This is a genomic window from Thiomonas sp. X19 (genome assembly GCF_900089495.1).
Classification (GTDB): domain Bacteria; phylum Pseudomonadota; class Gammaproteobacteria; order Burkholderiales; family Burkholderiaceae_C; genus Thiomonas_A.
On record NZ_LT605203.1, the window covers coordinates 510,997 to 523,214 of the forward strand.

The window sequence follows — 12,218 nt, forward strand, 5'->3', positions numbered from 1 at the left end:
GTCGAAGCTGAGCATCGAGCCTGAACGTCCAACCTGAACACCACGCGGCATCGCACATGAACAAGAAATTCACCGATATTTTCATCGAGCGCCCGGTGCTGGCCACCGTGGTCAGCCTGGTGATTCTGGTGCTGGGCCTGCGCTCGGTCGGGTTGCTGCCGGTGCTGCAGTATCCCTATACGCAGAACGCCGTCGTCACCATCACCACCGCCTACCCCGGCGCCGACGCCAATCTGGTGGCCAGCTTCATCACCACGCCGCTGGAAAACGCCGTCGCCCAGGCCAACGGCATCGACTACATGACGTCGAGCAGTGTGCAAGGCGTGAGCACCATCACCGCGAACCTGCGCCTGAACTACGACCCGGACAAAGCCCTCACCGAGATCAACACCAAGGTGAACTCGGTGCTCAACCAGTTGCCGCCGGCGGCGCAAAAACCGGTGCTCACCGTGAGCATCGGCCAGACCATCGACGCCATGTACATCGGTTTTTACAGCGATGTGCTCAAGCCGAACCAGATCACCGATTATCTGGTGCGCACGGTGCAGCCGAAGTTGCAGGCCATCGACGGGGTGCAGACCGCCGAGCTGCTCGGGGCGAAGAATTTCGCCCTGCGCGCCTGGCTCAATCCGCAGAAGCTGGCGGCCTACGGCCTGACGGCGGCTGACGTCTACACGGCGCTGTCGGCCAACAACTATCTGGCCGCAACGGGCAACGCCAAGGGCCAGATGGTGCAGATCAACCTCTCGGCCAACACCGACCTGAAGTCGCTCGCCGGCTTTCGGAATATGGTGGTGAAAAGCGTGAACGGCCAGGTGGTGCGGCTAGACGACGTGGCCAACGTCACGCTGGGCTCCGACGACTATGACACTTCGGTCGCGTTCGACGGCAAGACCTCGGTCTATATCGGCATCCAGGTCGCACCAGGGGCGAATCTGCTCGACGTCGTTGCCCGCGTGCGCAAGGCCTTCCCCGACATCCAGGCGCAACTGCCCGCCGGGCTCCATGGCACGATCGTCTACGACTCGACCAAGTTCGTCACCTCGTCGATCGATGAGGTGGTGAAAACGCTGTTCGAGGCCATTCTCATCGTCACCGCGGTGGTGTTCATCTTCCTCGGTTCGCTGCGCTCGGTCATCATTCCGCTGATCGCCATTCCACTGTCCATCATCGGCACCTTCACGGTGATGCTGGCCTTGGGCTACTCCATCAACCTGCTCACGCTCTTGGCCATCGTGCTGGCGATCGGACTGGTGGTGGACGACGCCATCATCGTGGTGGAGAACGTCAGCCGTCACCTCGAGGAGGGCATGACACGCTTCGATGCCGCAGTGCGTGCGGCGCGGGAGCTGGCCAATCCCATCATCGCCATGACCATCGTGCTGGTGGCGGTGTACGTCCCCATCGGCTTCATGGGCGGGCTCACCGGCGCGCTGTTCACCGAGTTCGCCTTCACCCTGGTGGGCACGGTGGTCATGTCGGCCATCATCGCCCTCACCTTGTCGCCGATGATGTGCTCGCGCCTGCTGAAAGCGCCCGACCCGCAAAGCCACAGCTGGCAAGACCGCCTGGTGCTGTTCCTCGACCGCAGCTTCGAGCGCCTGCACAAGCGCTACGAGCGCACTCTGCACGGCTCGCTGAACTTCCTGCCGGTGACGGCGGTGATGGCCGTCATCATCCTCGGCTCCATCTATTTCCTCTACAGCACGTCCAAGTCAGAATTGGCGCCGCAGGAAGACCAGGGCGTGCTCATCTCCATCTCGTTCAACAACCCCACGGCCACCCTGGCGCAGCGCGAGCTGTATTCCAGGCAGGTCTACGACGTGTTCAAGACCTACCCGGAAACCGACCATGTGTTCCAGCTCAACACACCCAGCCAGGTGATTGCCGGCATGGTGCTCAAGCCCTGGGATCAGCGGTCGCAAACCACCAACCAACTGCAGCCGGCGCTGCAGCAAAAACTCAACCACATCGCCGGCTCGCAGATCGCCGTGTTCCAGCCACCTTCACTGCCTGGGGCGCGCGGCCTGCCGGTGCAGTTCGTCATCACCACCACCGAGCCGTTCAACAAGCTCTACGCCGTGTCGCAGCAGTTTCTGCAGCAGGCGCTCAAGAGCGGGAAGTTCATCTTCCTGCAGTCCGACCTGCGCATCGACCTGCCCCAGACGCGCATCGAGATCGACCGCAATATGGCGGCGCAGCTCGGCCTGACCATGCAGGAGATTGGCTCGGCGCTCTCGGCCATGCTGGGCGGTGGCTATGTCAACTTCTTCGAGCTGGACGGCCGCTCGTACAAGGTCATCCCGCAAGTCGAGCAGCGCTTCCGCCTCAACCCCGACCAGCTCAAGCATTACTACGCGCGCACCAGCAGCGGGGTGATGGTGCCGCTGTCCACCGTGGTGCACCTGAAAACCACGGTGCAGCCCGAGACCATCAACCACTTCCAGCAGCTCAACTCGGCCACCGTCCAGGGCGTGCCCATGCCCTTCGTGGCGCAGGGCCAGGCGCTCAATGACCTCAAGCAACTGGCGCAGCGCACCCTGCCGGCCGGCTACAGCTTCGACTATGCTGGCCCTTCGCGCCAGTTCGAGCAGGAATCGGGTGGCCTGGTGCTGACCTTCGGTTTCGCCCTGGTCATCATTTTCCTGGCGCTGGCGGCGCAGTTCGAGAGCTTCCGCGACCCCATCATCATCCTGGTGTCGGTGCCCATGGCCATCTCCGGCGCGTTGCTGTTCATCAACCTCGGCATTGGTGGTGCGTCCCTCAACATCTACACCGAGGTCGGCCTGGTCACGCTCATCGGCTTGATTTCCAAGCACGGCATTCTGATCGTGGAATTCGCCAACAACCTGCAGCGTGAAGGCCGAACCAAGCGCGAGGCCATCGAGCACGCCGCCGGCATGCGCCTGCGTCCCATCCTGATGACCACCGCCGCCATGGTCCTCGGCGTCGTTCCGCTCATCACCGCCACGGGCGCCGGCGCCGTCAGCCGCTTCAACATGGGCCTGGTGATCGCCGCCGGCTTGTCCATCGGCACGCTGTTCACCCTGTTCGTGGTGCCGGCGATGTACATGATGCTGGGTGCCGACCACAGCCACGAAGCCCGCGCCAAGGCATTGCGCGACGCCGAGGCCGGCCTGGCAACGAACGCCTCTGGTACTCCCGCCACCCCGCAAGGCAGCTAAGCGCAGGGACTGGGAAAACCGGCTGGCAGCGGCCGGGCGACGGCCGATTTCACCAAGCGACCGTTCCCGCCGCAGCGGTTGAGGCGCGCGTGCCAAACCGCTGCGGGCATGGCGCGGCCTTCCAGCGCCCTCCCTGCAGGCGGCGCGGGGCCGCTTCAGACCAGCCGGTCGGCCGCCCTTTGCACCGCCTGCAACTTGCGCCCGCTGCGGCGTTCCCAGTCGGCGGCCTGGTCCTCGTTCACCGGGCCGACATGGAAGTAGCGCGCCTGCGGGTGGGCGAGGTAGAAACCGCTGACGCTGGCGGCCGGCAGCATGGCCCAGCTTTCCGTCAGGCTCATGCCGATGTCGTTGGCAGCGAGCACGCGGAACATGGCCTCCTTCACCGAATGCTCCGGGCAGGCGGGGTAGCCGGGGGCGGGGCGGATGCCGCGGTATTGCTCGGCGATGAGTTGGGCGTTGCTGAGTTGCTCGCCCGCCGCATAGCCCCAGAAATCGGTGCGCACGCGCAGGTGCATCCACTCCGCCATGGCCTCGGCCAGGCGGTCGGCCAGGGCCTTGAGCAGGATGGCGTTGTAGTCGTCGAACGCGGCCATGAATTCCTCCACCTTCTTCTCCACGCCCAGGCCGGAAGTGACGGCAAAGAGGCCGATGTGGTCCTCGCCCGCGCCCCTTGGCGCGATGAAATCGGCCAGCGCCAGGTTCGGGCGCAGCACGCCGTCGACCACCGGACGCTCGGTCTGCTGGCGCAGGCCATGCCAGGTCATCAGTTCAGTCGTGCGGCTGGCGTCGGCGTAGAGCACGATGTCGTCCTCGTTCACGCTGTTGGCGGGGTAGAGGCCGATGGCGGCGTGGGCCTGCAGCCAACGACCGTCGACGATGCGCTTGAGCATGGCTTGGGCGTCGGCGAACACCTTGCGCGCCTGCTCGCCAACAATCTCGTCGCTGAGGATGGCGGGGTAGGGCCCGGCCAGATCCCAGGTCTGGAAGTACGGCCCCCAGTCGATGAAGGCCGCGACCTCGTGCAGATCGACATTGCGAAACACCCGCCGGCCGATGAACCTGGGCGCCGGCGGCAAGCCCTGCGACCAGTCCAGCCTGAGCTTGTTGGCGCGCGCCTGCGCCAGCGTCACCAGCGGGGTTTGCTTCTTGCCGGCATGCTGGGTGCGGATGCGGCCGTAATCGGCCAGCGTCTCGGCGACGAAACTCTCGGCTTGTTCCGACAGCAGGCTTTGGGTGATGCCCACGCTGCGCGAGGCGTCGGGCACGTAGACCACCGGGCCTTCGTAATGCGGCGCGATCTTCACCGCGGTATGCACCCGGCTGGTGGTGGCGCCGCCGATCAGCAGCGGAATCTTCTTCATGCGGAAATAGTCGTCGCGCTGCATCTCGGCGGCCACGTATTGCATCTCTTCCAGGCTGGGCGTGATGAGGCCGGAGAGGCCGATGACGTCGGCCCCTTCCACCTTGGCGCGCGCCAGAATCTCCTGGCACGGCACCATCACGCCCATGTTCACCACGTCGAAGTTGTTGCACTGGAGCACGACGGTGACGATGTTCTTGCCGATGTCGTGCACGTCGCCCTTGACCGTGGCGATCACGATCTTGCCGCGCGACTTCACATCGCCGCCAGCCGCCTCGATCAGGCGTTTTTCCTCTTCGATGTAGGGCAGCAGGTGGGCCACCGCCTGCTTCATCACCCGCGCGCTCTTCACCACCTGCGGCAGGAACATCTTGCCCTGGCCGAACAGGTCGCCGACGATGTTCATGCCGTCCATCAGCGGGCCTTCGATCACGGCCAGCGGGCGCCGGCCTTCGGCGGCGAAACGGGCGCGCAGCTCCTCGGTGTCTTCGGTGATGAAGTCGGTGATGCCATGCACCAGCGCATGGCTCAGGCGCTGCTCCACCGGATGCACGCGCCAGGCGTTTTTCTCGCTCTCGTCCTTGACCTTGCCCTTGACCGACTCGGCCATGTCCACCAGGCGTTCGCCGGCGTCGGGGCGGCGGTCCAGCACCACGTCCTCCACGCGTTCGCGCAACTCGGGGTCGAGGTCGCCGTACACGCCCATCTGCCCGGCGTTGACGATGCCCATGTCCATGCCGGCCTTGATGGCGTGATACAGGAACACGGTGTGGATGGCCTCGCGCACGCCGTCGTTGCCGCGGAAGCTGAACGACACATTGCTCACCCCGCCCGAGACCTTGGCGCCAGGCAGATTCTTCTTGATCCAGGCCGTGGCTTCGATGAAGTCCACCGCGTAATGGTTGTGTTCCTCGATGCCGGTGGCGATGGCAAAGATGTTGGGGTCGAAGATGATGTCCTCGGGCGGGAAACCCACCTCGTCCACCAGGATGCGGTAAGCCCGCTGGCAGATCTCGATCTTGCGCCGGAAGGTGTCGGCCTGGCCCTTCTCGTCGAAGGCCATGACCACGGCGGCGGCGCCGTAGCGCCGCACCAGCCGCGCCTGGCGGCGGAACTCGGCCTCGCCTTCCTTCATGGAGATGGAGTTGACGATGGCCTTGCCCTGCACGCCGCGCAAGCCGGCCTCGATCACGCTCCACTTCGAGCTGTCGATCATCAGCGGCACGCGGGCGATGTCGGGCTCGGAGGCCATCAGGTTGAGGAAGCGCACCATCGCCGCCTGGCTGTCGAGCATGGCCTCGTCCATGTTCACGTCCACCACCTGTGCGCCGTTCTCCACCTGCTGCCGCGCCACGGCCAGCGCCTGGTCGAACTCGCCGGCCAGAATCATGCGGGCGAAAGCCTTCGAGCCGGTGACGTTGGTGCGCTCACCGATGTTGACGAACAGCGAACCCGGCCCAACGACCAGCGGCTCCAGGCCCGACAGCATCAGCGGTGGAGGTGTGGTGGTGTCGGGGGGGGTGGTGTCTGCGGGCGCGGTCATGGATCTGGTGTCTGGGGAAACCCGCGCTGCTTGACGCGGTGCGAGAATGTAAAACGATTCCCAAAATCAGAAGATTCTAGGCAACGCTCCATGCCCTTGTTTCGCCGCCCACCCGCGTCACGCGCCTCGCCCACCCTGCGCGACTGGACGCCGCGCATCGTCGACGTGCTGCTGCGCATGCCGGCCTGGCTGCGCCTGGGCAAGACCGAAGCGCGCATCCTCGCCGGGTATATGGACATTCAGTTCGTGCCGGCCGGCATCGTCTTCATCCGCCAGGACGACCCCACCCACGCCGACGGCATGATGCTGCTGCTGGACGGTGAGGTCAGCGTGGAGAAAAGCGCCAACCAGCAGGCCGACAGCCTGGTCGTGTCCATCGCCCAGCCTGGCGCGCTGTTGGGCGAGATGGGCATTCTGAACGACGCGCCGCGCTCCGCCAGTTGCGTGGCCTACACCGACGTGGTGCTGGCGCTGCTCACGCGCGAGGCGCTGGAGCGTCTGGTCAGCGAATTTCCGCCGGTGGCCGCGAAACTGGCCCTGGGCATCGCCTCGCGCCTGGCCGAGCGCCTGCGCTCCACGTCCAGCAAGCTGTCCACGCTGTCGCAAGTGACGGCGGCCATGCATCCCACGCTCGACGCCTCCACCCTCGCCGGCGGGCTCAAGCGCAACAAGGCGCGCCGGCAGTAGGCGGCGGCAAGCATCGCCAGTGCGACCGCCACCGTCCCAGACCGCCTCGATGCCACCCATGCAGCACCTCACCCACGCCGATGTTTTCGCCTGCATGGACCGGGGTGCGCCCCTGGCCGAGATCATGGCCTGCTTGCTCGAAGCCCTGCAGCAGCGCGACCCGGCCACGCTCGCGGCGCTTGCGGCGGAGCGGGCGCGCATCGCCGACTATGTCGCCCGGGTCGAACAGGAGCGCAACGAACACCTCGACATCCTGGACCTGGCCATCGGCGGCAGCGGCACCGGCGTTTGGGATCGTGACGTCCAGGCTGGAACCATTCGCTACTCCCCGGGCTGGACGGCCATTCTGGGCTATGGCGCCGGCGAGCTGCCGACGCAGATCGAGGACAGCTATGGGCGCATCCATCCCGACGACCTGCCCAAGGTCCGCGCCGCCATGCAGGCGCATTTCGAGCAGCGCACGCCCGACTACACCGTGGAGCACCGCATCCGCTGCAAGGACGGCAGCTACAAATGGATTGCCAGCCGCGGCAAGGTCGTGCGTCGCGATGCCCAGGGCAAGGCCCTGCGCATGGTGGGCACCACCACCGACCTTTCGGCCCTGCGCGTGCTCTCGGAGCAACTGCAGCAGCATGTCGATCTCATCACGCACCTGACCAACCAGGTGCCGGGCCTGGTGTACCAGTACCGCCTGTCGCCCCAGGGGCTGGCGGCGGTGACGTATGCCAGCGCCGGCATCCGCGAACTCTACGAACTCACCCCCGAGCAGGTGACCCAGGACCCGTCGCTCATCGAGCGCGCCATCCATCCGAGTGATCGGGCGGGCTACCGCGCCTCGCTCGCCGAGTCGGCCGAGCGGCTGACGCCCTGGCATTGCGAGTACCGCGTGCGACTGCCCACGCAGGGCGTGCGCTGGCGCCTGGCGGATGCGCGCCCCAGCCGCCTGCAGGACGGCAGCACCGTCTGGCACGGCTTCGTCACCGACATCACCGAGCGCAAGGAGGCCGAGCGGCAGTTGCGCCTGCTCGCCTCGGTCGATGACCTGACGCAACTGCCCAACCAACGCAGTTTCATGGCGCGCATGGAGCAGGAGCTGGCCCGCCTGCGCCGCTCGCCCCAGGCCAGGGCGACGGTCCTGATGTGCGACCTCGACCATTTCAAGCGCATCAACGATGGCTACGGGCATGCCAGGGGCGATCTGGTCTTGCAGCACTTCGCCGCCATTCTGCGCAGTCAGCTGCGCAAGGACGATGGCGTGGGTCGTGTCGGCGGCGAGGAGTTCGCCGTGGTGCTTCCCGGGGCGTGCCCGGCGGAAGCCCTGCTCTTCGCCAGCCGCGTGCAAAAGCGAACCCTTGATACCCCCTGGGTCGATGGCGGCATCCGCATCGCCCTGACCGTGAGCATCGGCATCGCCACCATGCTGGCGGACGATGCCGACATCGCCGCTTCGCTGTCACGCAGCGACAAGGCCCTCTACCGGGCCAAGCGCGCGGGGCGCAACCGCATCGAACTCGGCGTGTCTTAGGGCCGGCGACTTCCGGCGGCCCGGCTGACGGGCTCAGCCCTGCTGCCGCGCCAGATTCGCCCGGCTTACGCCGCCCGCTAGTAGAACGGGCCGCGCCCAGCCAGCAGCCGTGGCTTTTGGTGATCGACCGCGCGGCCGATGGCAGCGATGTGCTCGGGCGTGGTGCCGCAGCAGCCGCCGACGATGTTGACCAAGCCTTCGGCGGCGAACTCGTGCAGCAGCCGCGAGGTCACGTCCGGCGTTTCGTCGAAGCCGGTGTCGCTCATCGGGTTGGGCAGGCCGGCGTTGGGGTAGCAGGAAATGAAAGTGTCCCCGGCAGCTTTCACCAGTTCCTGCAGATACGGCCGCATCAGCGCGGCGCCCAGGGCGCAGTTCAGCCCCACGGCCAGGGGCTGGGCGTGGCGCACGCTGGCCCAGAACGCGGGCACGGTCTGGCCGGACAGGATGCGCCCGGAGGCGTCGGTCACGGTGCCGCTGATGACCAGCGGCAGGCGTTCGCCGCTGGCCTCGAACCACTCGTCGATGGCGAACAGCGCCGCCTTGGCATTCAAGGTGTCGAAAATGGTTTCCACCAGGAACAGGTCCACCCCTTCCTCGCCCAGCGCCTTCGCTTGCTCGTAGTAGGCCGCGCGCAATTGCTCGAAGGTGATGTTGCGCGCACCGGGGTCGTTCACGTCGGGGCTGATGCTGGCAGTCTTGGGCGTGGGGCCGAAAGCGCCGGCGACGAAGCGCGGCTTGGCCGGCGTGCTGTGCGCGTCAGCGCTGGCACGGGCGATGCGCGCGGCGGCGCGGTTCATCTCGTCGGCCAGTCCGGCCATGGCGTAATCGTCCTGGGCGATGGTGGTGGCGCCGAAGGTGTTGGTCTCGACGATGTCGGCGCCGGCGGCGAAATAGCCGTCGTGGATGTCGCGGATGATCTGCGGCTGCGTCAGGTTGAGCAGCTCGTTGTTGCCCTTCACGTCGCGGGCGAAATCCTTGAAGGACGCGCCGGGCCGCTCCCAAGCGTCCTTCGCCCCCCCGGGGGTCGGCGCGGCGCGGCGCGGCGCGCCTGGGGGCGCTCCAATCGGTTCGCCACGGTATTGCGCCTCGTTCAGCTTCAAGCGCTGGATCATGGTGCCCATCGCGCCGTCGAGAATGAGGATGCGCTGGCGCAGCAGCTCGGGCAGTTGCCGGGCACGGGTGTAGGTGGGCGTGGAGACGCTGGGAAGGGCGGTGGCGGCGTTTGTCATGCGGCGATTTTAGGAGCCGGCGGCCTGGCGCGCGGCACGCGGTCGGCCATCACGCCTGCGGCAACAGCATCACCAGTTTGAGGTCGCTGCGCACGGCAGGGCGCAAGGTCAGTTGCTCGTAGACCCGCGCGCCGAGCCGTGGGTGTTGGAAGCGGCGCTCGCCGCCCTCGCGCGCCAGCACGTCCTGGCTTCGCCAGCAGCGCTCGAAGTCGGGGCTGGCGGCCGCCAGCGCTGCGATCAGCTCCGCCAGCGGCGGGCTGTCCGCATGGCGCGCGCAGTCGGCGCGAAACTCGGCCACCAGGCGCTGCGCGCGCGCCTCCCAGTCGTGAATCAGCTCGCGTGCCGGTGGAAACAGAAACAGGAACTGCAGCAGATTGGGTGGCAACGCGGGCAGTTCGGCCCTGGCTCCGCGCGCCCCGGCGCGCTTGGCTGCGGGTGGCGTGGGCGCCAACCCTGCCTCAGCGCCCGCGCCACCCCAGTCGAGAAACAAGTCACGGGCCAGCGCGTTCGCCGCCACCACGTCCCAGCGACGGTCGAGCACATAGGCCGGGCATTGCAACGCCTGCACGCTGCGCAGCACGGCGGGGGCGGCCCGGCTTGCCTGCAGCGGCTCGGCCGGGTCGCGCCGCCCGGCAAGGTCGAACACATAGGCGCGCTCGGCGGCAGACAACTGCAGCGCCAGCGCCAGCCGCGCCAGCACCGCCGCGGAGGCGGCCACGGCGCGCCCCTGCTCCAGCCAGGTGATCCAGGTCGTGCTCACCGCGCAAAGTTGCGCCAGTTCCTCGCGCCGCAAACCGGGCGTGCGGCGCCGCGCCGAAGCCGCCACGCCGGCGGCCTGCGGCTGCAGGCGCTGACGGTGCAGGCGAATGAAATCGCCCAGGTGCTGGCGTTGCTGCTCGGGCGTGGCGGCGGGCGCGAGTTCTGCGGGGGTTGCGCTGGGTTCGACCATGATGGATGCGGAAAGGGGCTGGCGTTCGGCTCGTCAGGATAGCGTATGGCATACCAGGATAAACGATGATCTTGTACCAGGATGAAAGCTCGCCTATGTTGCCGGCCGTGGCACGCTTGCCGATTTCCCATGATGGGCGCTCGCCGCATGCCTCGATCGCGCTGATCTTCACCTCACCACGTCACTCCTCCACACACTCGCCATGGACCAACACCAACTCGCCGCCGAACAATTCGGCGCCACCGCCCAGGCCTATCTCACCAGCGCCGTGCATGCCCAGGGCGCGGACCTGCAGCGCCTGCGCGAACTCGGGCGCACCCAGCCTGGGGCACTCGCGCTCGATCTGGGTTGCGGCGCCGGGCATGCCGGCTTTGCCCTGGCCGAAGCCGGCATGCAGGTGACGGCTTACGACCTGTCCGCGCCGATGCTCGAGGTTGTGGCGCAGGAGGCGCAGCGCCGCGGCCTGCCCGGGCTGCAAACCCGCCAAGGCCCGGCCGAGCGCCTGCCCTTCGGCGCCGCCGCGTTCGACCTGATCGTCACCCGCTTCTCCGCCCACCACTGGCTGGACCTGCCCGGCGCACTGCGCGAGGCACGCCGTGTGCTGCGGCCCGACGGCACGCTGGTCGTGGTCGATGTCGTCGCGCCCGAATCGCCCCTGCTCGACACCCTGCTGCAGGCCGTGGAAATCCTGCGTGACGCCTCGCATGTCCGCGACTACCGCGTCTCCGAATGGCGCGCCATGCTGCAAGCGGCCGGGTTCGCCGCGCCCGAGACCGACCGCTGGACGCTGCCCATGGTGTTCGACACCTGGGTGGCGCGCATGCGCACCCCCACGCTGCGGGTGCAAGCCATTCGCGACGTGCTGGCCCAGGCCGCGGCGGAGGCGCGCAGGCATTTTCAGGTCCAGCCCGACGGCTCCTTCCTGCTCGATGTGGCGTGGATGCGGAGCCGGGCCGGTGCGTCGGCCTGAGTTCGGCGGTCCAACTTCGGCGGCCTGATTGGGCGGCGGATGGGCGGCAGAATGGGCGGCGGAATGGGCGGCTCCTGGCGCGGCCGCCCTATCGCCATTCTGGCCAGGTTGGCGGGCTAAGATGCAGGAGTCTCTGTGCCGCCCCAGACCACCATGGCGGCATCCAACGTGTCATCACCCCCCCTTTTTTGCCTTGTTCCCGAAGGAGCGTTGCCATGCGTTTGAACTCTCACCGCAATACCCGCCGTGGCCTGCTCACAGCATGCGCCGCCGCTCTGGCCCTGGTTGCGCTCCCGGCCTTAGCTGTTGCCGCACCAGCCGTTCAGGCCAGCGGGGCGTGGATTCGCTGGTTGCCGGCGGGCCTGCCGGCGGGTGGCTACGTCACCTTGCACAACACCAGTGCCAAGCCGGTGGAGCTGATCGGCGCCGACAGTCCCGACTATGGCAACGCCATGCTGCACCAGAGCATGAGCAAGGGCGGCATGAGCGAAATGCTGCACGTCGAACAGGTGCTCATCCCCGCGCACGGCAGCGTGGTCTTCAAGCCCGGCAGCTATCACATCATGCTGATGCAGCCGAAGAAAGACGTGAAGCCTGGCGACAAGGTGCCCATCACCCTGAAGTTCTCCGGCGGCATGGCCCTGAGCGTGGACTTCGAGGTGCGCAAGGCCGACGCCACCGGCCCCGGCGGCATGGAAGGCATGGACATGAAGGGCATGTCCCACAAACCTTGAGGCCTGGCCGCCGCAGCCGATGCGGCCGCCCGGGGC

The 12,218-nt window shown here is 67.2% G+C and carries 8 protein-coding genes; 5 read left to right on the forward strand and 3 right to left on the reverse strand.

Features of this window, described 5'->3' with window-relative positions; all coding sequences use genetic code 11:
• Positions 1-56: 56 nt before the first annotated feature.
• Positions 57-3,185 (forward strand): efflux RND transporter permease subunit, encoded by a 3,129-nt coding sequence (locus THIX_RS02500; protein WP_112484701.1) that lies wholly within the window; start codon positions 57-59, stop codon positions 3,183-3,185.
• 155 nt (positions 3,186-3,340) lie between these two features.
• Here THIX_RS02500 and metH read toward each other — a convergent pair whose 3' ends face one another.
• A complete protein-coding gene (gene metH / locus THIX_RS02505) occupies positions 3,341-6,088 on the reverse strand; it encodes a methionine synthase (protein ID WP_112484702.1) in 2,748 nt (915 codons plus the stop codon).
• A gap of 90 nt (positions 6,089-6,178) precedes the next feature.
• On the opposite strand from metH, the gene THIX_RS02510 reads away from it, so the two are divergent.
• Both THIX_RS02510 and THIX_RS02515 read left to right on the forward strand, forming a co-directional pair.
• Positions 6,179-6,775: a cyclic nucleotide-binding domain-containing protein gene (locus tag THIX_RS02510; RefSeq protein ID WP_112484703.1), complete on the forward strand. Its 597-nt coding sequence runs from the start codon at positions 6,179-6,181 to the stop codon at positions 6,773-6,775.
• Positions 6,776-6,833: 58 nt separating this feature from the next.
• Positions 6,834-8,300 carry a sensor domain-containing diguanylate cyclase gene (locus THIX_RS02515; RefSeq protein WP_233224358.1) on the forward strand — a complete coding sequence of 489 codons (1,467 nt, stop codon included), beginning with the start codon at positions 6,834-6,836 and terminating at the stop codon, positions 8,298-8,300.
• Between the two features lie 77 nt (positions 8,301-8,377).
• On the opposite strand, the gene THIX_RS02520 is transcribed toward THIX_RS02515, so the two are convergent.
• Entirely contained in the window at positions 8,378-9,529 is a 1,152-nt protein-coding gene (locus THIX_RS02520; RefSeq protein WP_112484705.1) for a homocysteine S-methyltransferase family protein, read from the reverse strand.
• 49 nt (positions 9,530-9,578) lie between these two features.
• The gene (locus tag THIX_RS02525; protein ID WP_112484706.1) at positions 9,579-10,478 is read right to left on the reverse strand and encodes a helix-turn-helix domain-containing protein; all 900 of its coding nucleotides are present in this window, start codon (positions 10,476-10,478) and stop codon (positions 9,579-9,581) included.
• 202 nt (positions 10,479-10,680) lie between these two features.
• Here THIX_RS02525 and THIX_RS02530 point away from each other — a divergent pair, with 202 nt between their 5' ends.
• Together THIX_RS02530 and THIX_RS02535 are read left to right on the forward strand one after the other, a co-directional pair.
• Positions 10,681-11,448 (forward strand): class I SAM-dependent methyltransferase, encoded by a 768-nt coding sequence (locus tag THIX_RS02530; protein ID WP_112484707.1) that lies wholly within the window; start codon positions 10,681-10,683, stop codon positions 11,446-11,448.
• 215 nt (positions 11,449-11,663) lie between these two features.
• A complete protein-coding gene (locus THIX_RS02535; protein WP_112484708.1) occupies positions 11,664-12,182 on the forward strand; it encodes a copper chaperone PCu(A)C in 519 nt (172 codons plus the stop codon).
• Positions 12,183-12,218: the final 36 nt, after the last annotated feature.